Source organism: Vibrio mediterranei (assembly GCF_900088415.1).
Lineage (GTDB): Bacteria > Pseudomonadota > Gammaproteobacteria > Enterobacterales > Vibrionaceae > Vibrio > Vibrio mediterranei.
The window spans coordinates 125472-145997 of sequence record NZ_FLLQ01000009.1; the positions used below are offsets into that span (position 1 = coordinate 125472).

Sequence of the window (20526 nt, forward strand, 5' to 3'; positions counted from 1 at the left end):
GGTTTCAATTCGGTTATGAAAGGGATATGTGGACGAAGAAAAGGGATTTCAAGGGGAAGTAGGGTTATCCTGAGGGAGAATTATTTTTATAGGTTTTGTTATTCCGCTGGTTGTTCACCTACGCATACAGGAATCTTCTAGAGGCTTGGTATGAGTGGGGGAGTAGGCCCCTGCCTTCGCAGGGGAGACGAATAAGTTGGAGTAGTCTTGTACGCGGAATCTAAAGCACTCGTCATTCCTGCGGGAGGTAAGAATCTTATAGAGGTTTGGTACGTGTGGGGAGTAGGCCCCTGTCTTCGCAGGGGAGACGAAAATTTGGAGTAGCCTTGTGTTCTAAATCCAGAGCATTCGTCATTCCTGCGAAAGGCAGGAATCTTATAGAGCTTTGGTACGTGTGGGGAGTAGGCCCCTGCCTTCGCAGGGGAGACGAAAATTTGGAGTAGCCTTGTGTTCTAAATCCAGAGCATTCGTCATTCCTGCGAAAGGCAGGAATCTTCTAGAGGCTTGGTATGTGTGGGGAGTAGGCCCCTGCCTTCGCAGGGGAGACGAAAAAGTTGGAGTAGTCTTGTACGCGGAATCTAAAGCACTCGTCATTCCTGCGGAAGACAGGAATCTTCTAGAGGCTTGGTATGTGCGGGAAGTAGGCACCTGCCTTCGCAGGGGAGACGAAAAAGTTGGAGTAGCCTTGTGTGCTGAATCCAAAGCATTCGTCATTCCTGCGATAGGCAGGAATCTTCTAGAGGCTTGGTATGTGCGGGAAGTAGACCCCTGCCTTCGCAGGGGAGACGAAAAAGTTAGAGTAGCCTTGTGTGCTGAATCCAAAGCATTCGTCATTCCTGCGATAGGCAGGAATCTTCTAGAGGCTTGGTATGTGCGGGAAGTAGACCCCTGCCTTCGCAGGGGAGACGAATAAGTTGGAGTAGTCTTGTACGCGGAATCTAAAGCACTCGTCATTCCTGCGGAAGACAGGAATCTTCTAGAGGCTTGGTATGTGCGGGAAGTAGGCACCTGCCTTCGCAGGGGAGACGAAAAAGTTGGAGTAGCCTTGTGTGCTGAATCCAAAGCATTCGTCATTCCTGCGATAGGCAGGAATCTTCTAGAGGCTTGGTATGTGCGGGAAGTAGACCCCTGCCTTCGCAGGGGAGACGAAAAAGTTAGAGTAGCCTTGTGTGCTGAATCCAAAGCATTCGTCATTCCTGCGATAGGCAGGAATCTTCTAGAGGCTTGGTATGTGCGGGAAGTAGACCCCTGCCTTCGCAGGGGAGACGAATAAGTTGGAGTAGTCTTGTACGCGGAATCTAAAGCACTCGTCATTCCTGCGGAAGACAGGAATCTTCTAGAGGCTTGGTATGTGCGGGAAGTAGGCACCTGCCTTCGCAGGGGAGACGAAAAAGTTGGAGTAGCCTTGTGTGCTGAATCCAAAGCATTCGTCATTCCTGCGATAGGCAGGAATCTTCTAGAGGCTTGGTATGTGCGGGAAGTAGGCACCTGCCTTCGCAGGGGAGACGAAAAAGTTGGAGTAGCCTTGTGTGCTGAATCTAAAGTACTCGTCATTCCTGCGAAAGGCAGGAATCTTCTAGAGGCTTGGTAATGTGGGTAAGTAGCCCCCTGCTTATACAGGGGGCAGAAAATGTCGCGTTTAGGAGTAAGCTACTGCGAATCCTTCCAAATCGCACACGGCTCTATTTTGGCGCGTTGCAGTTTGTGTTTATCTCGCTCAGCGTCACGTTTGAGTGAGTAAGGGCCTAGAACCACTCGGAACCAACTGCTGCCTTCTTTCTTACGAATCGTACTTGAGAGTCCTTGGAAGGCAATATCAAGCTTACGTGCTTCGGCTTGAGCCATGGTTTTGTAGGCGCCACACTGCATGATGTACGGAATCTTTGAAACCACTTGCTCTTTGGCTTTTACTTCAACTTCACGTTGCGGCAGGGTATCGACATAGTCCCACTTCTCTTCTGGCGGAGGTGGAATTGGCTTAGCCGGTTTAGGCTTTGGCTTGGTGACTGGCTTTGTCGCTGCTGGTGTCGGCTTTGGTGGCTCTGGGTCATTACTTAATGTGTAAAGACCATAGCCAAAAACGCCCGCGAGCACGATCGCCAATAGCCCACTGCGCCATGGTTTTTTGCCGGAAGGTTTCTTTTTTGCTGGTCGGCGACTGGTGCCTTTGCCACGCCTTACATAGTCTCGGTTTGCCACGAAGATAGGTTCTAAATTGAATTAAATAACTGACCTCATGGTAAATACCACAAGGTCAAGTTGCAAGTCAGTATCGTGCTAACTATAGGATTCTTGGAGGAGCAGCACTGTCACGGATCACAAGTTCAGTATCAAGTAACCTCGATCCCGCTCGAACATCGGCGCCTTTCAGTACTTCTAACATCATGTACATGGCTTGGCGGCCAATCTCATAACGAGGTTGTGAGACTGTGGTAAGCGGAGGATCGCAATACTGAGCGAACTGAATGTCATCGAAACCAACTACGGAAAGATCTTGAGGAACTCGCAGCCCCAGTTTCTTCGCTTCTTGCATCGCGCCAATGGCCATGATGTCGTTATGACAGAAAATGGCTGTTGGAGGCTCCGGCAGGGCAAGTAGGCTGCGAATCAAACGTGCACCCGCTTCAAAGGTAAAGTCACCTTTCACCGTGTACGCAGGATTCATTTGCAGTCCGGCTCTTCGCAACGCTTGCTGGTAACCTTGCTGTCTAAAGCGGCATAAAAATGCGGTGTCAGGTCCTGAAATCTGGGCGATACGCTTATGGCCCAATTGCGACAAATAGTTTACTGCTTCAAAGGCTGAGGTCAGGTTGTCGATATGAACGGTAGGGAGCTCAAGTTCAGGAGCAAACTCACAGGCCATAACGATGGGAGGTAAGTTTTTCTGTTCTGGCTTACTGATATCAAAAGGCAAGTCGGTGCCGAGTAAAAGCATGCCATCCGCTTGCTTAGTGAAGACCAAGTTCACAAACGAGGTTTCACGCTTTTTCGATTGTCCGCTATCTCCTAGTAGAACCAAATACCCATGTTCCATTGCCGCATCTTCGATACCACGAATGATCTCCGAAAAGTACGGGTCACAGATGTCTGGCACTATGGTAACGATCGTCTTGGATTCATTCCTACGTAAGTTACGCGCCAGAGAATTAGGAGAATAGCCAGCTTCGAGAACGGCATCTTCGACTCGCTTTCGAGTAGATGATGAGACCTTCTCGGGATTCATCAATGCTCTTGATACCGTAGCCGTTGAGACGCCTGCAAGCTGGGCAACATCCTTCATTGTCGCCATAAACGTGAGTCCTCTTATTTTCAGTGTGACTAATTAGACTGCGACTTATTATGTTTTATTATGCAATCTAACGGGTTATAACTTGGTTAAATGTTTCATTTATCTAATAAATAGCGCGAATGAAACGTTTGCTTTAATGATGAACTATTAATAAATATTATTCATTTATCTACGGAAAGTTACGGGCTGATTAACATATTTTGCATTGCAATTGTGAAGCTTATCACAACTAGAGCTAGTTATAGTTTTGAAATTAATCAATTCTTACCGTTTAGCTGAGATCTTGTGGCTCGATATCCATCGACCAGCGAACTTTCTTTGCGAGTGGCAGTTGCGCGATGACGGGCTTCGCGCTGGTGACGATTTTCTGCATCAATGGACGCGTGGGTACTTGAAGCATTAGCTGCCATCTTGCTTTCCCTGCTCGCTTAGCAATAGGTGCTGGTGTAGGACCTAACACCATCGAATGATGATCAAATAACGGATGCGCCTCAAGTGAATGTCTCACTTGACGCAAAAACGCCTCAACGTCATTGCTGTTGTTAGCTTCGGCACGAATCAAAGTGAGGAAGCTAAACGGTGGCAGCATAGCCAATTTGCGCTCTTCAATCACGGTTTCTGCAAAATGACGATAGTCTTTATGCAGTAGTGATTGCAGCAGAGGGTGGTCGGGGTGGTGCGTTTGCAGTAGCACTTCACCGGGTTTACTTGCTCGGCCCGCGCGGCCAGCCACTTGGATGAAGAGCTGTGCCAGTCTTTCTGACGCTCTGAAATCGCTGCTGTATAGCGAGCCGTCGACATCTAATAATGCCACCAAGGTCACGTTCGGGAAGTGGTGACCCTTGGCGAGCATTTGCGTACCAATCAGTATTTGGTATTCATTCTTTTTAATCGCCTCAAGCGCACTCTCAAGGCTGCCTTTACGACGAGTGCTGTCTCTATCAATTCGAATGGTATTAAAATCAGGGAACAGACTTTCAAGCTGTGCTTCAAGCTGCTCGGTACCCACACCAACTGTAACAAGCTGATTGGAGCCACAGCTTTCGCACTGATGAATCGTGGGTCGCTGTGAACCACAGTGGTGGCAGCGAATCTCATTACTAGATTGATGGTAGGTGTAGTAGGCGTCGCAGCGACGGCATTCAGCGGTCCATCCGCATTCATGACACATCAACGCTGGGCTGAAACCTCGACGGTTAAGAAACAGCATTACCTGATTGCCCAGTTCTAAGTGGCGACGTATCTCAGCAATAAGGGGAGCGGACAACCCCGCTTCTAAGTATTGCCCTTTGACATCGATAACCTTGTTGGTCGTTGGCACTGCAAGACCTGCGCGTTGGCTCAAAATCAAATGGTGATACTTACCACTCAGCGCGTTTTGCAGAGTTTCTATCGATGGTGTTGCAGAACCAAGTACAATTGGAATCTGTTCTTTATTGGCACGCATGACGGCTACGTCACGAGCGTGGTAACGCAGGCTATCTTGCTGTTTATATGAAGTGTCGTGTTCTTCATCGACGATAATAATGCCGAGATCAGCAAATGGTGTGAGTAATGCCGAGCGTGTGCCTATAACAATCCCCGCAACTTTATCACGAGCGCTCAACCACGCATTCAACCGTTCGGTATCGTTGAGCCCAGAGTGAATAACTTCAATAGGCACGTTGAAACGCTTTTTAAAGCGGTTAATGGTTTGTGGTGTTAAACCAATCTCTGGCACTAAGACAAGCGCTTGCTGCCCGCGCTCAAGTACTGGTGCGATCATTTGCAGATAAACTTCGGTTTTTCCCGAACCTGTCACCCCTTCTAGCAAGTAGCAGCCGAATTCGGTTTGGCTATTCACTGACGCGATCGCTACAGCTTGTTCAGCATTCAGCCTCAGCTCTGTCGGTGGGTTGGTCATCGTTTCTGGCCAACGTGGAGTAGGGGCTAGCTTCTCATGCGATTCAATCCAGCCTTTCTCAGTCAGTGTTTTTAAGACACTAGAGCTGACTTCATTATCAATGAACGCCTGATGAGCACAAGGGCCAGACTCCAGCATATGCATGACTTTTGCTTGTTGCACAGCTCGTCCAAACCCAGCCATGAGCTGATTCTTGCCTGCTTCTGTAATACGCCACTCAACGGTAGCAGCAAACTCTGCAGGCTTTCCTTTGCGCAATGACGAGGGTAGAGCGTTGTTTAACGTGTCGCCCAATGGGTGTTGATAGTATTGGCTACACCAAGAGATCAGCTCGAACAGTGGCTTTGGCCAGACTGGGCTGGTATCAAGTGCCGCTTTGATGGGCTTGAGCTGATCAATAGGGAAGTCTGATTGGTGGCTGAATTGAGTGACAATACCAACTAAGGTCTGGCGTCCAAAAGGCACAGATACTCGGCCGCCCACCACAGGGAAAAGGTGCGTTGGGACTAGATAATCGAACTGTTTATCCAGTGGCACTGGCAGTGCAACACGAGCTACGTTTGGGCGCATAGTGGAATCGATATTGTTCAAAGAGAGCGCCATTCTACCTAGCTATGTCCATTAGGAGAAACCGTTAATTGAATAAACTGAGTCAATCCACCTAAAGGTGGCGAAAAAAGTGGCAATTTTAGTTGATCCTAAAGGCACTATTCATTACTATACTGCGCCTTGATGGTATGGCTTGTTCTACATTTATTGCAGTAACAGCGATATCATAAGTCTTTTATTAAACTACGTGTGGTGTCCGGCTTAGAATCGGATGGCGACACGGCCTAAACTTTGAGGTTTCCCCATGAAAGCTGGTATCCACCCAGAATACAAAGCAGTAACAGCAACTTGCTCTTGCGGCAACACATTCGAATTCAACTCTACTCTAGGTAAAGATTCTATCCACCTAGACGTATGTGACAAGTGCCACCCATTCTACACTGGTAAGCAACGTATCGTTGATACAGGCGGCCGTGTTGATCGCTTCAACAAGCGTTTCGGTGCTCTATCTAGCAAGAAGTAATCTTACTTTTGCAGATTCTAGAAAAGGACGCTTCGGCGTCCTTTTTGTTTTGAGGCAAAAATAAAACAATTCTGTATACAATCCATTCAAAATTCTAACTATCTAGCGTAGTATTAATAAATCAGAGTGACGAACCGCTGTCACACAGACCATGCGTAAGTATCCCCGTTCGTGTTGTTCACTCTGTTGAGTCTGTAACCCTTTAGAAGCAAAGCTAATAATTACAAAGCGGTTTATACTCACACATTCAGTCTTTAATACTCGTAGAATAAGCAGGATTGCCACCATGTCCGATGACCAACAAATCGACGAATTTCGCCAACAAGCGCTTGATTATCATGCCAACCCCGTCCCTGGAAAAATTGAAATTGCTCTGACTAAGTCTGCTGACTCAGCGGCTGACCTCGCCCTTGCATACAGCCCTGGTGTGGCTGAGCCAGTGCGTGAAATCGCACAAAACTCTGAAAATGTTTATAAGTACACAGCCAAAGGCAACATGGTTGCGGTCATCTCTAACGGTACTGCGATTTTGGGGCTAGGTAACTTAGGCCCACTGGCGTCGAAACCTGTTATGGAAGGTAAAGCGCTACTGTTCAAGCGTTTTGCTGGTCTAGACTCTATTGATATCGAAGTGAAACATCGCACGATTGATGAGTTTGTTGATACGGTAGCAAACATCTCTGATACCTTCGGTGGTATCAACCTAGAAGATATTAAAGCCCCAGACTGTTTTGAGATTGAACGTCGTCTGATTGAACGCTGTGATGTGCCGGTGTTTCACGATGACCAGCACGGCACTGCGATTGTAACGGCAGCAGGTATGCTGAACGCGATTGAACTGCAAGGTAAAGATCTGAAAGAAGCGCGCATTGTATGTCTTGGTGCTGGTGCCGCAGCTATCGCGTGTATGGAGTTATTGATTAAATGTGGCGCGATGCGTGAGAAGATCTACATGCTTGACCGTAAAGGTGTGATTCATACTCGCCGCGACGATTTGAACGAGTATAAAGAGTTATTTGCTAACAACACCGATATGCGTACCTTGGAAGACGTCATTGAAGGTGCGGATCTGTTCCTAGGTGTATCGGGCCCTGACTTACTTGAACCAGAAGCTTTGAAACTGATGGCGGATAAGCCAATTGTGTTTGCCTGCTCAAACCCAGATCCAGAAATCAAACCTGAGCTTGCTCATGACGTACGTGATGACCTGATTATGGGCACAGGGCGTTCTGACTACCCTAACCAAGTAAACAATGTTCTGTGTTTCCCATTTATCTTCCGCGGTGCGCTTGATGTACGTGCAAGTGAAATTAATGACGAAATGAAGCTAGCTGCGGTTGAGGCGATTCGTGAGCTTGCCAAAGAAGAAGTACCACAAGAGGTGCTTAAAGCGGCTGGTGTAGAGTCACTTACTTTTGGCAAGGAGTACATCATTCCAAAACCAATGGATCCACGTTTGCTGCCACGTGTAGCCAAAGCGGTTGCTCAAGCTGCAGTCGATTCCGGTGTTGCGCGAATTGAGATGCCAGAAAATTATATGGCTTAATTTCTCATACATGAGCAAAAAAAAAAGACGGCATTTATGCCGTCTTTTTTCATTCTTGTCAGAATTTACTCTTCATCGAACGCTTCAAACTCAATTCCCATTGCTGTCATCAGCTCTTTAGCTTCTGTCGGGATGTCGTCTGGACGGTCTTTTCTCAAGTCTTCGTCGGTTGGAAGCGGTTGACCAGTGTAGGCGTGTAGGAAGGCTTCGCACAATAGTTCACTATTGGTTGCGTGGCGTAAGTTATTGATTTGGCGACGAGTACGTTCATCAGTCAATACCTTTAGCACCTTCAACGGAATAGACACCGTGATCTTTTTTACTTGTTCGCTTTTTTTACCGTGCTCCGCGTATGGGCTAATGTATTCGCCGTTCCAATCTGCCATTGCACACCTTCGCTCTGTTAATCATAAGTAGTAGTAATAAGAATGCTGCAATTTTAGCGGGATTTACTGCCATAAGCAAAGACATATAGACGTCTAGAAGTGTTGACGTCTCACAAAATGGAAAGTAAAGTGGACATTCATTTTAACGCAATGTTAATTTTTTAATGTTTGCCACTTTTGTTGGTTCCATATTCACTGACAAAAGTAGACACTGAATAACAGCCCATCAGCCCAATGCGATTTGATAAAGGAAGTTTCTATGAGCAATCGGAAGCCAGCGACAATAGCCGTACGTACTGGTATCGAATCAGATACCCAGCACCATGCTGTGGTACCGCCAATTTACCTTTCTACTAACTATGGCTTCCCTGCGTTTGGAGAAGTGCCTACTTACGACTATACCCGCTCTGGAAACCCAAACCGTGGTTTGCTGGAGCAAGCATTGTATGAACTCGAATCTGGTAAAGGAGCTGTTGTCACTAACTGTGGTACGTCTGCGCTAAACCTGTGGGCGTCGGCTTTTTTAGGGCCTGAAGACACTATCGTGGCTCCGCATGACTGCTATGGCGGTAGTTACCGACTATTCAATACTCGTGCGCAAAAGGGCGATTTTAAAGTTCAGTTTGTCGACCAAAGCGACGAGGCGGCGTTAGATGCAGCACTTGAAGCGAAACCAAAACTCATTTTACTTGAGACGCCGTCCAACCCGTTGGTTCGTGTCGTCGATATCGCTGCTGTTTGCGAGAAAGCCAAACAAGTCGGCGCGCTAGTGGCGGTTGATAATACCTTTCTGACACCTGTGTACCAAAAGCCTTTAGAGCTTGGCGCTGACTTTGTCATCCATTCAACCACCAAATACATCAATGGTCACTCTGATGTGATCGGTGGCGTTGTGATCACCAAAACAGAAGAGCACGCGGAAGAGCTTGCGTGGTGGGGCAACTGTATTGGTGCAACGGGGACTCCGTTTGATAGTTATATGACACTACGTGGTATTCGTACGTTAGGTGCTCGCATGCGTGTGCATGAAGAGAGCTCTCAACATATTCTCGAGTTCTTAAAACAGCAGTCACTGGTTAAAGTGATTTATCACCCAAGCTTGCCTGAACATCCTGGACATGAGATTGCCAAGAAACAGCAGTCAGGTTTTGGCTCTATGTTGAGCTTTGAGTTTGCAGGAAGCTTTGAACAGTTGAAGTACTTTGTGGGTGAACTCAAGTTGTTCTCACTGGCTGAATCACTAGGTGGTGTCGAGAGTTTGATTTGTCACCCCGCTTCTATGACACACCGAGCTATGGGAGAAGCAGCCTTAGAAGAGGCGGGCGTTTCTCAGCAACTACTGCGTCTGTCTGTCGGGCTGGAAGATGCCTCCGATCTGATTGACGATTTACAGCAAGCATTTGATAAAGCGAAAACGTTCCAAGGATAAGTTGAGTTATGAGTACCACACCCGCTCCGGCGAAGAAGCAACTACATAAATTTGGCGGCAGTAGCTTGGCGGATCCTGAGTGTTATCGTCGTGTCGTTTCCATTCTTAAAGATTACTCACACAATGAAGATCTAATTGTGGTGTCTGCTGCAGGCAAAACCACAAACCGTTTAATTGAGTTTCTCGATGCACTCAATAAAGATGGTCGTATTGCTCACGAACACCTTCAGTCTTTAAGGCAGTTCCAAATCGAGCTCATTGATGAACTGTTGCAAGGTGATGAAGCTGAACAGCTTAAATCGCAGCTTAGTGATGAGTTCAGTACTTTAGGTGAACTGAGCTATCCCTTGAGTGAGGCGCAGCGTGCGGCCGTGCTTGGTCACGGTGAAGTATGGTCCTCTAGATTACTGGCTGCGCTTTTACGTCAATCTGATTTGCCTGCGGTGGCGCAAGACGCTCGCGCTTTCTTACGAGCAGAATTTGGCACACAGCCGGAAGTCGATCGTGCGAAGTCTTATGCTTTGATTAAAGATGTGTTGGCTCAGCATGCTCATCATCGTATTGTGATTACCGGTTTTATGGCGCAAAGCGATGAAGGTGAGACGGTTTTGTTAGGGCGAAATGGTTCTGACTATTCGGCGACTGTGATTGGAGCACTTGCCGAAGTCTCTTGCGTGACAATTTGGAGTGATGTTGCAGGGGTTTATAGTGCTGACCCTCGTGTGGTGAGCGATGCCTGTCTTCTACCATTATTAAGGCTGGATGAAGCTAGTGAGTTGGCTCGCTTGGCCGCCCCTGTGCTACATAGCCGTACGCTTCAACCTGTGGCGCAAAGTGTTATGGATTTGAACTTACGTTGCAGTTATCAACCTGAGTCAGGCTCTACGCGTATAGAACGAGTGCTGGCGTCTGGGCGCGGTGCTAAGATCATTACCTCGTTAGATGAAGTACTGTTGATTGACCTCGCATTCGCCAGTGGTCATGATTTTGCTCGCGCGCAAAACGAAGTGCTGAATGGTTTGAAGCGAGCGCAGCTTGAGCCGCTAGCGTATGAAGCACAGTCTGACCAAGCACGTTTGCGCCTTGCTTATACGGCAGAAATTGCATCCGGGGCACTCAATGAGTTGCAAGACCTAGCCATTGAAGCGGAGATTAAGCTAAGAGAAGGGTATTCCATGTTGGCCGCTGTAGGGGCTGGTGTGACTAAGAATGCCAACCACTGTTTCGGTTTTTATCAGCAGCTTAAACATGCGCCAGTAGAGTTTTTCTCGGAAGCAGAATCTAAGTTAAGTCTTGCTGCTGTGTTGAGAAAGTCTGACATTCAACCTCTACTTAAGTCCGTGCACACCCAGCTGTTCCAAGCTCAAAAACGTGTTGCTGTCGCCTTATGTGGCAAGGGTAATATTGGCTCTAGTTGGCTGGCGCTGTTTAAAGAGCAGAAAAGCGAGCTAGAAAAGCGCCGTGGAATGAGTTTCAACTTAGTTGCCGTGGTGGATAGCCAAACGTATTGGCTTGATGATCAAGGCATTAATGAACAAACCGTGCTGGAGCGCTACGAGGATGAAGCTGTGGCGTACCAAGGCGATGTTTGGTTACAGCAGCTTGCTAATCTTCAAGGTTACGATGAAGTTGTTGTTCTTGATGTGACGGCGAGTCCTGCACTAGCAGAGCAGTATCAGAGCATTGCGGAAAATGGTATGCATCTAATCTCTGCCAACAAAGTAGCGGGTTCTGCACCAAGTGTTAGTTATCACGCAGTGCAAGATGCATTCTCGAAAACGGGTCGTCACTGGCTGTATAACGCGACGGTAGGCGCAGGGTTACCAATTAACCATACAGTACGCGATTTGCGTGAAAGCGGTGACGATATTGTGGCGTTGTCCGGTATTTTTTCTGGGACGTTATCTTGGTTGTTCCAACAATTTGATGGCAGCGTGCCTTTCAGTGAGCTGGTGGATTTGGCTTGGCAACAAGGTTTGACCGAACCGGACCCTCGCGCTGATCTGGATGGCTCAGATGTGATGCGTAAGTTGGTTATTCTTGCTCGTGAATCTGGTTTAGATATCGAGCCTGATGCAGTAGCGGTGGAGTCACTGGTTCCGGAAGAGCTTAAGGAGTTGTCTCTGGATGGCTTTTTTGAAAAGGCAGAGCTACTGAGTGAAATCCTACAAGAGCGTCTAGAGAAGGCGCAGCGTGAAGACAAAGTGCTGCGTTATGTGGCGCGTCTTGATCGCCAAGGTAAAGCTCGTGTCGGTATTGAAGCTTTGTCTAAAGAGCATGCACTTGCCAATCTGCTGCCGTGTGACAATATCTTTGCTATCGAAAGTAAGTGGTATAAAGATAACCCCTTAGTAATTCGTGGCCCGGGAGCGGGACGTGAAGTAACTGCCGGTGCGATTCAGTCAGATTTAAACCTAATGTCGAGTTTCTTCTAACGCACAACAAATTGTTGGTTTTGAGTTCGTTTTATCTCTATCTCTAGGTTAGCGGTACTGAACTGACCCCTAATAATTGGACACCAATTATTAGGGGTCTTTTTATTTTTTGCTTTTTCTTTATGTTCCTTTTTGCCCCAGCATACGTCATCTTCACGAAAGTGAAGATCTTCTGAAGCGCATGGCTCTGTTTTAGTGGTTTGAGAACTGTAAGGTTTACCCGGCTATTTAGGCGAGTATTGCGTTCACGGTAAGGTAGCCAGTCGCGGTGGGAGATCTCCTTTTTCAAGGAGGTGAAGATGGTTGTGTAGTTAAGGGGCGTGACTCTGCTTTAGTTTCCTTAACTAAGCACATGAAAAAAATTCATAATGACTCTATTGACTTTAAATGCCATTCATTTCATTCTGTAGACATATAGACGTCTAAACGTCAAAACATAAAATTTAGCTATAGACAGACAGGTTTTATCTAAGGTTGGATGGGATAACTAACCTTGGTATTTAGGGAGAGAACCATGGGATACACACACGCTGGACACATCGATGCTTTGAACCAGAATATTGCTGAGCTTTCTGACAATATCAACGTTTCATTTGAGTTCTTTCCACCGAGCACGCCAACAATGGAAGAAACCCTTTGGAAATCTGTTCACCGTCTAAAAACGCTGCAACCTAAGTTTGTTTCTGTGACCTATGGAGCGAACTCTGGCGAGCGCGATCGTACTCACTCAATTATCAAAGAAATTAAATCAGAGACTGGACTTGTCGCGGCGCCGCACCTGACCTGTATTGATGCGTCTCGTGATGAGCTTATTGATATTGCTGAGGATTATTGGAGCAACGGTATCAAGAACATCGTTGCGCTACGTGGTGATATCCCAGCGGGTGGTGGCCAACCGGATATGTATGCCTCTGATCTGGTCGAATTGCTAAAGTCGCGTCATGATTTCGATATTTCGGTAGCGGCTTTCCCAGAAGTGCATCCGGAAGCGAAGAGTGCTCAAGCGGATCTACTAAACCTAAAGCGCAAAGTGGATGCAGGTGCAAACCGAGCGATTACTCAGTTCTTCTTTGATGTAGAAAGTTACCTGCGTTTCCGCGACCGTTGTGTGGCCGCTGGTATCGACGTGGAAATTGTTCCGGGTATCCTACCTGTTTCAAACTTTAAACAGGCGTCACGCTTTGCTGGCATGAACAAGGTAAAAGTACCAGGTTGGATGCAGAAGCAGTTTGAAGGTTTAGATGACGACCCAGTGACTCGTCAGTTAGTCGGTGCGAGTCAAGCGATTGATATGGTTCGCGTATTGAGTCGTGAAGGAGTAAAGGACTTCCATTTCTACACACTAAATCGTGCTGAAATGACTTACGCATTGTGCCATACATTAGGTGTACGTCCACAGGTATAGTGATTTCTTAAGACTCCCTCTATTCCAACAAAAAAGCGTCAGGTGTATTACGATACACCTGACGCTTTTTTGAACTCAAGAACCAAACTAGGTCGCTAACGACCCTAGCTTGTCTACTTGTTTACGCTAACGCTTCTAATTCAGACAGCGCTTCTTCTGCCCATTCTAACCAAGCTTGACGAGCAAGTAGGTTACGGCGCAGTGTTAGACGCTCAAGGCGAGCGTGTTTGTCTAATGTGTTTGGTGTTGCGTAGTAGGCCGCTTCAATTTCACGGTAGTGCGCAACAAGCTTTTTCGACTCTTCGATCAACTCTTCAAGTTGAATGCGGAATGCAGCTGATGGTTGTACCGCACAGGCCGCTAGCTTCGCTGAGAATTCATCACGTACGGTAGGGTGTACCGTTGGTTGTTCAAACCATTCGCCTAACGCGCTACGGCCTGAGTCAGTGATTGAGTAAACTTTACGATCTGGTTTACCTTCTTGGGGTTCAAGTTTGCAAGTAACCAGTTCTTTGTCGGCCATTTTGTTTAGCTCACGATAAACTTGCTGGTGGCTTGCTTTCCAGAAGTAACCGATGCTCGCAGAAAATTCCTTAGTGATGTCATAGCCCGTCGCATCGCGAGTGCTAAGAACAGTAAGGATTACGTGTGGTAGTGACATGTCTTAAGTCCAAATGGTCAATAACGTAATAATAATTATGTTGCTCCACTTCGCAGATATACGACTGCGAAAACGCCTTGGAATTCAAAAATGATTCCAGGAAACTCGCGCAAAAGAGCAATGCCAATCTTGTTGGCACGTGTAACCTTGTTTTAAGCCTTTGTCACCTAGGAAGTCACGTGATCACGTGACCCGTACTGTCGATATAATAGTATTTTTGTTTTATCGAACAGTGGTAAGTAAGTATATCGAATTCTATAAGCAAGAAGTGGAATAGAACGTGATACCACTTCAAAAAACTAACAAAACTCTCAATAAGTATGCCACTAAAAATAAAAGGCCGCAATGTGCGACCTTTTGTCTTTTTTGTAAAACAATATATCGTCTAACCGGTGTTTCGCATGCCTGCTGCGATGCCAGCGATAGTTACCATGAGCGCTTCTTCTAGTTCAGCTTCAGTGTCTTCGCTTTGACGAGTTCGATACAACAGCTCAGCTTGAAGCATATTGAGTGGTTCGACATAGGTGTTACGCAAGCGAATCGATTCTTGACCCCAAGGATCACTCTGCATTAGGTGGTTATGGTTCTCTACATTAAGTACTGCTTTAATGTCTTGCTGCAGTTGGGCTCGCAGCTTATCACCCAATGGTAATAGCTCTGGTGCAGCCAAGCGTTGGTCATAATAGCGTGAGATTTCCATATTACACTTGGTGTACACCATCTCTAACATACCAAGACGAGTTGAGAAGAATGGCCATTCACGACACATTTCTTCCAGCAGAGCTTGGTGACCTTTATCAATGGAGTATTGAATCGCTTCTCCGGCCCCTAACCAAGCAGGCAGAACTAAGCGGTTTTGACTCCATGAGAAAATCCAAGGAATCGCACGTAAGCTTTCTACACCGCCATTAGGGTTACGTTTCGCAGGACGAGAACCTAGTGGTAGTTTGCCCAGCTCAAGTTCAGGGGTAGCTTGACGGAAGTACGGAACAAAGTCAGGTTCACCACGAACTACTTTACGATAAGCTTCGCAAGACACTTCAGAGAGCACTTCCATTAGGTCACGCCATGCCTGTTTTGGTTCTGGTGGTGGCAGAAGGTTAGCTTCTAGAATCGCACTGGCGTATAAGTTAAAGCTGTTTACGGCAATCTCTGGTAAACCAAGCTTAAAGCGGATCATCTCGCCTTGCTCAGTTACGCGTAAGCCGCCTTTCAGACTCTTAGGTGGCTGAGACAGCAGTGCTGCGTGTGCAGGCGCACCACCACGACCGATGGTACCGCCACGACCATGGAAGAGTGTAATATCGATACCGGCCTGTTCGCCAACTTCGACCAAGGATTCCATAGCGCTGTACTGTGCCCAGCCTGCCGACATAACACCGGCATCTTTAGCGGAGTCTGAGTAACCAATCATTACCATTTGATGGTTTTGAATGTAGCCGCGATACCAGTCGATATCGAACAGCTGCTTCATAACAGCTTCAGAATTATTCAGGTCGTCTAGCGTTTCAAAGAGCGGACACACGTCCATACGGAACTTACAACCACACTCTTGAAGAATTAGGTGGACAGCCAGTACATCGGAGGCAGTACGTGCCATAGAAATGACATAGGCTCCGAAGGCTTCGCGAGATTGTGAAGCGATAACACGGCAAGTATCCAATACTTCTTGAACGTCTTCCGATGGCTCCCAATCGCGAGGAAGCAATGGACGCTTAGAGCTCAACTCATTAATAAGGAAAGATACTTTGTCTTGCTCGCTCCACTGGTCGTAGTCGCCTAGACCTAGGTAGCGAGTAAGCTCAGAGATAACGTCTGAGTGACGAGTGCTTTCTTGACGAATATCGAGACGTACTAGGTGTACACCAAACGCTTTAACACGGCGTAGGGTATCCAGCAGTGAACCGTCGGCAACGATAGCCATACCGCTTTCACGCAGTGACTTGTAACACTCCATTAGCGGTTGCCAAAGTTGGTCGGCATCTTCGAGAATCGGTTTGTTTGGCACCTCTTGACGATTGATTTGCGCTTCAATTACTTCAAGGGTATTCATTAACAACGTACGTACTGGTTTTAGAATTGCACGGTATGGTTCGTGCTGTTCGCCAGCAAGCTCACGAACTTGGTCGTTGCATTTGACCATCGAGAGCTCAGTGATCAGCTCTTGGAAATCTTTCAGGTAAAGTTCTGCTGCTTTCCAGCGAGAGAGAAGCATGACTTCACGCGTGATCTTGTGAGTCACAAATGGGTTACCGTCGCGATCACCCCCCATCCAAGATGAGAAATGTACTGGACGCGCATCAATAGGCAGACCTTCATCAAGGAAGCCTTTCAGCTTCTCATCAAATTCACGTAAGAATTCTGGTACTGCTTCCCAAAGCGAGTTTTCAACAACCGCAAAGCCCCATTTTGCTTCATCAAGTGGCGTTGGGCGTTGCTGACGAATTACATCTGAGTGCCAGCTTTGGGCAATCAATTGTTCCAGACGACGCTCGGTTCTTTTACGTTCTTTAACCGAAAGTTCGTTTAGCTCTAATTTAGATAAGCACTCATTGATTTTCACCAGCTTGTTAATCATAGTGCGACGAGTGATTTCGGTTGGGTGAGCCGTTAGCACAAGTTCGATATTAAGATCACGAACCGCTTGAGCGCTATCGAGCTTGCTGATGTTTTCTTGGCTTAGTTTTGAAAATAATGACGAAATTGGATCCGGTTCACACACATCTGCTTCACAGCTACGTGAAATGGTGTGGTATTGATCGGCAATGTTGGTCAAATTTAGAAATTGGTTGAATGCACGAGCGACAGGTGTGAGTTGCTCATTCGGCAGGTTGGTAATCTCTTCAATTAGTAATTCACGATCGGCTTCATTGCCTGCACGCACAACGGATTTGGAAAGCTTACGAATTTTCTCTACTTTCTCGAGAATCTCGTCTCCATGCGCTTCCTTGATGGTGTTACCCAACAAGTGCCCTAGCATCCTAACATTGCTCTTCAATGGGGCATATTTTTCGTTCATAGTCGTCCTGCCTTGTAATTTAACTACATCCATTATTCCTTCTCAGCCTCACAATCTAGCTAAAAATGCTAGTGCGAGTCAAATAAAGTAAACCAAGTTTGCGTTTATCGTGTTGGCACGAAATCCGCACACTTAGTGAACTTTATTCATTGAATTGTTGAAATTTTATTACAGCTTGTAAGTTACTCGAAACAATATTGGCGTATAGATTTAGCCAAAATATTGATGGTTGGATCGATAAAATCGAAACTCAAGAACTCATCAGGTTGGTGTGCTTGGTCAATAGAGCCTGGTCCAAGCACCAAAGTAGGGCACAATTGCTGTAAGAATGGTGCTTCAGTACAGTAGTTAACCGTTTCTGACGGAATTTCGCATAGTGCCTCCATGCCACCAACAAACGGATGATGGTGATCGCACTCGTATCCGGGAATAGGTTCATGCAACGCAGTGATGGATAACCTGCCTGGCCATTTAGCTTCGACTTCTTTTAATGCATCTCGTAACAAATTATCCAGTCCATCTAAGCTAATTCCCGGTAGCGGTCTGACGTCATAATGCAGCTCACAGCAGCCACAAATGCGATTGGCACTGTCACCACCGTGAATATGTCCAAGGTTCAAGGTTGGGCTAGGTATTGCAAATCCAGGGTGATGGTATTCTTTGATTAAGCGATCACGCAGCTTCATCATGGCAAACAACACTTCGTGCATAATCTCAATCGCATTGACACCAAGCGCAGGATCTGACGAGTGACCGGACTTTCCTGTTACACGAATGGCGTTAGCCACATGCCCCTTATGACCGCGGATAGGCACCAAGCTGGTTGGTTCGCCAATAATGCAATAATCAGGTTTGAAAGGTGCATTATCCGTAAAGTGTCGTGCGCCAAGCATTGTGGTTTCTTCATCGCACGTGGCCAAGACATAAAGAGGTTTGGTCTGTTTGCTCCAATCAATTTTCTTCACTGCCTCGTAAATGAAGGCGAAGAAGCCCTTCATATCTGCCGTTCCTAGACCATAGAAACGATCGTTGGCTTCGGTAAGGTCATGAGGGTTAAAGCTCCAACGGCCTTCATCAAAAGGTACGGTATCGCTATGGCCAGCTAAGAGTAAGCCACCTTCACCTTGGCCCTTCTTCGCAATCATATTGAATTTGTTTGGCTCTACCTCGATAACTTCAACGTCAAAGCCAAGATCCTTCATCCAAGTCGCCAGCTTTTCGATGACTTTTGCATTGCCATGGTCCCAACTCGGATCGGTGGAGCTGATCGAAGGAGTGCTAATTAGGCCTTTGTAGACCTCTAAAAAACTGGGTAATTGCATATTATCTTCGCTTCTACTGTTGACAGATTAATCTTAAGACGGTAAAACACATATTAAATCAAAATTAATGAATAAAAAATCAATTAAAGAGCTTTTTTTTATATTTATAGTCATTAATTGCCATGTTCATAGACCGATATAACAAGCCTAGTTCAACAGACTCATTAACGGATGTAGAGAAATGCTGAAAACCACCATTATTGGCGCAACAGGATACACAGGAGCGGAGCTCGCTCTTATGGTCACAAAACACCCTGAACTCACGCTATCAGGTTTATACGTGTCCGCCAATAGTGTGGATGCAGGTAAGCCGATTTCACAACTGCATGGCAAACTTGCAGGCTTAGTCGATATGTCGGTTCAACCATTAAACGACGTCAAAAAGGCGGCAAGTGAATGCGATATTGTTTTTCTTGCCACAGCGCATGAAGTCAGTCATGACTTGGCACCAGAATTTTTAGAACATGGTTGCCAAGTGTTTGACTTATCAGGTGCTTATAGGGTTAAAGCCGACGATTTTTATACCACGTTCTACGGCTTTGAGCATCAAAATGAAAGCTGGTTGGACAAGGCGGCGTATGGCTTAGCTGAATGGAATGCACAAGATATCGAGCAGGCTCAATTAGTTGCTGTTCCGGGATGTTATCCAACCGCTTCGCAACTGGCGATTAAGCCTTTGCTGGAAGCTGGCATTATCGATACCCAAATGTGGCCAGTGATTAACGCCACTAGTGGAGTGACAGGTGCGGGCCGCAAAGCGACCATGACCAATAGTTTTTGTGAAGTGAGCCTGCAACCATACGGGTTGTTCAATCACAGACATCAGCCAGAGATTGCTACGCACTTAGGTTGTGATGTGATCTTTACGCCTCATTTAGGCAACTTTAAACGTGGCATCCTTGCAACGATTACCATGAAGCTCAATGAGGGTGTGACTGAGGAACAAGTGGAAGCTGCATTCGCGTCAGCGTATCAAGGACAGCCTGGTGTACGCGTTAAAGGGAATGTGATTCCAAGAATTCAAGATGTTGAGAACACCCCTTTCTGCGACTTAGGTTGGAAGCTACAGGGTCAACATATCATTGTTGTTTCAGCCATTGATAACTTGCTAAAAGGGGCATCGAGCCAAGCAATGCAGTGCCTAAACATTAAAAACCAGTTTGCCCAGTTAACGGCACTTATCTAGAGCGAGGAACGCGGAATGAGTAATCAAAATACACCATTAGTTATCAAATTAGGTGGTGCTGCGCTGTCTTGTTCAAAGACACTGGGGCAACTGTTTGCAGCAATCTCCGACTATCAGAAACAAGCTCAACGCGAGATTGTGATTGTTCATGGTGGTGGCTACCTGGTGGATGATTTAATGAAGCAATTGAATCTTCCAACAGTAAAAAAGCAAGGGCTACGTGTTACTCCTTATGACCAAATTCCATTGATTGCTGGTGCACTGGCTGGTACGGCCAACAAGTTGCTTCAAGGTGATGCCATCAAAGCGGGTATTAATGCGGTGGGTTTGAGCCTTGCTGATGGCGGCTTGTGTAAAGTGAGCGAGTTGGATCCTGAACTGGGTGCTGTTGGTAGTGCGAAACCAGGTAACCCTGCGGTATTACAAGCTGTCCTCAAAACCGGTGCTCTGCCTATCATTAGCTCCATCGGTCTTGATAATCAAGGTCAGCTAATGAATATTAATGCGGACCAAGCGGCTGTTGCTGTAGCAGGTGCATTAGATGCGGAATTAGTCCTGCTCTCTGATGTGAGTGGAGTACTAGATGGCAAAGGTCATTTGTTGCCGAGCTTAACTCAGCAAGAGGCGGATGCCTTAATTGAAGGCAAAGTGATTACCGACGGCATGATCGTTAAAGTTAAAGCTGCTCTGGAAGCGGCGAACGATCTTGGCCGTCCAATTGAAGTCGCCACGTGGCGTTATCCGAATAAGTTAGTCGAATTGTTTGCTGGTAAAAGCATCGGCACCCAGTTCGTACCCAATTAATTTTTGTTAAAACAGTTATCTGAATAGTTGAGTAACCCGAGGCACTGACCGCCAAAATCAGGCTCGGAC

14 protein-coding genes are annotated in these 20526 nt (G+C 46.6%); 7 read left to right on the plus strand and 7 right to left on the minus strand.

Annotated elements, in window-relative coordinates:
- Nucleotides 1-1650: 1650 nt before the first annotated feature.
- From VME0621_RS21560 to priA, 3 genes are all read right to left on the minus strand, one after another.
- On the minus strand, nt 1651-2199 hold the full coding sequence (locus VME0621_RS21560; protein WP_062463071.1) for an SPOR domain-containing protein: 549 nt from the start codon (nt 2197-2199) through the stop codon (nt 1651-1653).
- An 82-nt stretch (nt 2200-2281) separates the two neighbouring features.
- Nucleotides 2282-3289 carry a DNA-binding transcriptional regulator CytR gene (gene cytR / locus VME0621_RS21565; protein ID WP_006071173.1) on the minus strand — a complete coding sequence of 336 codons (1008 nt, stop codon included), beginning with the start codon at nt 3287-3289 and terminating at the stop codon, nt 2282-2284.
- 271 nt (nt 3290-3560) lie between these two features.
- A complete protein-coding gene (priA, locus tag VME0621_RS21570; protein WP_062463077.1) occupies nt 3561-5762 on the minus strand; it encodes a primosomal protein N' in 2202 nt (733 codons plus the stop codon).
- A gap of 283 nt (nt 5763-6045) precedes the next feature.
- Between priA and rpmE the strand changes: the two genes are divergently transcribed.
- Together rpmE and VME0621_RS21580 are read left to right on the plus strand one after the other, a co-directional pair.
- Nucleotides 6046-6264 carry a 50S ribosomal protein L31 gene (gene rpmE, locus VME0621_RS21575; RefSeq protein ID WP_006071169.1) on the plus strand — a complete coding sequence of 73 codons (219 nt, stop codon included), beginning with the start codon at nt 6046-6048 and terminating at the stop codon, nt 6262-6264.
- Between the two features lie 286 nt (nt 6265-6550).
- Nucleotides 6551-7810, plus strand: a complete 1260-nt coding sequence (locus tag VME0621_RS21580; RefSeq protein ID WP_006071167.1) for a malic enzyme-like NAD(P)-binding protein — start codon at nt 6551-6553, stop codon at nt 7808-7810.
- A 65-nt stretch (nt 7811-7875) separates the two neighbouring features.
- Here the strand turns inward: VME0621_RS21580 and metJ are convergent, their stop codons facing one another.
- Nucleotides 7876-8196: a met regulon transcriptional regulator MetJ gene (metJ, locus tag VME0621_RS21585; RefSeq protein ID WP_006071165.1), complete on the minus strand. Its 321-nt coding sequence runs from the start codon at nt 8194-8196 to the stop codon at nt 7876-7878.
- Nucleotides 8197-8455: 259 nt separating this feature from the next.
- On the opposite strand from metJ, the gene VME0621_RS21590 reads away from it, so the two are divergent.
- The 3 genes from VME0621_RS21590 to metF all read left to right on the plus strand — a co-directional run bounded on the left by VME0621_RS21590 (nt 8456) and on the right by metF (nt 13465).
- Entirely contained in the window at nt 8456-9625 is a 1170-nt protein-coding gene (locus tag VME0621_RS21590) for an O-succinylhomoserine (thiol)-lyase (RefSeq protein WP_038230975.1), read from the plus strand.
- An 8-nt stretch (nt 9626-9633) separates the two neighbouring features.
- Nucleotides 9634-12060 carry a bifunctional aspartate kinase/homoserine dehydrogenase II gene (locus VME0621_RS21595; protein WP_062463068.1) on the plus strand — a complete coding sequence of 809 codons (2427 nt, stop codon included), beginning with the start codon at nt 9634-9636 and terminating at the stop codon, nt 12058-12060.
- A gap of 514 nt (nt 12061-12574) precedes the next feature.
- Nucleotides 12575-13465, plus strand: coding sequence for a methylenetetrahydrofolate reductase (metF, locus tag VME0621_RS21600; protein WP_006071160.1), 891 nt, complete (start codon nt 12575-12577; stop codon nt 13463-13465).
- Between the two features lie 121 nt (nt 13466-13586).
- On the opposite strand, the gene VME0621_RS21605 is transcribed toward metF, so the two are convergent.
- The 3 genes from VME0621_RS21605 to argE form a co-directional block, all read right to left on the minus strand.
- Nucleotides 13587-14126, minus strand: a complete 540-nt coding sequence (locus VME0621_RS21605) for a PadR family transcriptional regulator (RefSeq protein WP_006071159.1) — start codon at nt 14124-14126, stop codon at nt 13587-13589.
- Between the two features lie 385 nt (nt 14127-14511).
- Nucleotides 14512-17145 carry a phosphoenolpyruvate carboxylase gene (gene ppc / locus VME0621_RS21610; RefSeq protein ID WP_062463074.1) on the minus strand — a complete coding sequence of 878 codons (2634 nt, stop codon included), beginning with the start codon at nt 17143-17145 and terminating at the stop codon, nt 14512-14514.
- 182 nt (nt 17146-17327) lie between these two features.
- Complete coding sequence (argE, locus tag VME0621_RS21615; protein ID WP_062463066.1) at nt 17328-18467, minus strand: acetylornithine deacetylase; 1140 nt, start codon at nt 18465-18467, stop codon at nt 17328-17330.
- A gap of 181 nt (nt 18468-18648) precedes the next feature.
- Between argE and argC the strand changes: the two genes are divergently transcribed.
- Nucleotides 18649-19653: an N-acetyl-gamma-glutamyl-phosphate reductase gene (gene argC, locus VME0621_RS21620; RefSeq protein ID WP_062463063.1), complete on the plus strand. Its 1005-nt coding sequence runs from the start codon at nt 18649-18651 to the stop codon at nt 19651-19653.
- Between the two features lie 15 nt (nt 19654-19668).
- Nucleotides 19669-20457, plus strand: a complete 789-nt coding sequence (gene argB / locus VME0621_RS21625; RefSeq protein ID WP_062463060.1) for an acetylglutamate kinase — start codon at nt 19669-19671, stop codon at nt 20455-20457.
- Nucleotides 20458-20526 lie beyond the last annotated feature (69 nt).

What these genes read in the sequence shown, in the direction of transcription:
- VME0621_RS21605 (WP_006071159.1), bottom strand. Translation starts at nt 14,126, where the DNA reads ATGTCACTACCACACGTAATCCTTACTGTTCTTAGCACTCGCGATGCG.
- ppc (WP_062463074.1), bottom strand. Translation starts at nt 17,145, where the DNA reads ATGAACGAAAAATATGCCCCATTGAAGAGCAATGTTAGGATGCTAGGG.
- cytR (WP_006071173.1), bottom strand. Translation starts at nt 3,289, where the DNA reads ATGGCGACAATGAAGGATGTTGCCCAGCTTGCAGGCGTCTCAACGGCT.
- priA (WP_062463077.1), bottom strand. Translation starts at nt 5,762, where the DNA reads ATGCGCCCAAACGTAGCTCGTGTTGCACTGCCAGTGCCACTGGATAAA.
- metF (WP_006071160.1), top strand. Translation starts at nt 12,575, where the DNA reads ATGGGATACACACACGCTGGACACATCGATGCTTTGAACCAGAATATT.
- rpmE (WP_006071169.1), top strand. Translation starts at nt 6,046, where the DNA reads ATGAAAGCTGGTATCCACCCAGAATACAAAGCAGTAACAGCAACTTGC.
- argE (WP_062463066.1), bottom strand. Translation starts at nt 18,467, where the DNA reads ATGCAATTACCCAGTTTTTTAGAGGTCTACAAAGGCCTAATTAGCACT.
- argB (WP_062463060.1), top strand. Translation starts at nt 19,669, where the DNA reads ATGAGTAATCAAAATACACCATTAGTTATCAAATTAGGTGGTGCTGCG.
- argC (WP_062463063.1), top strand. Translation starts at nt 18,649, where the DNA reads ATGCTGAAAACCACCATTATTGGCGCAACAGGATACACAGGAGCGGAG.
- metJ (WP_006071165.1), bottom strand. Translation starts at nt 8,196, where the DNA reads ATGGCAGATTGGAACGGCGAATACATTAGCCCATACGCGGAGCACGGT.
- VME0621_RS21580 (WP_006071167.1), top strand. Translation starts at nt 6,551, where the DNA reads ATGTCCGATGACCAACAAATCGACGAATTTCGCCAACAAGCGCTTGAT.
- VME0621_RS21595 (WP_062463068.1), top strand. Translation starts at nt 9,634, where the DNA reads ATGAGTACCACACCCGCTCCGGCGAAGAAGCAACTACATAAATTTGGC.
- VME0621_RS21590 (WP_038230975.1), top strand. Translation starts at nt 8,456, where the DNA reads ATGAGCAATCGGAAGCCAGCGACAATAGCCGTACGTACTGGTATCGAA.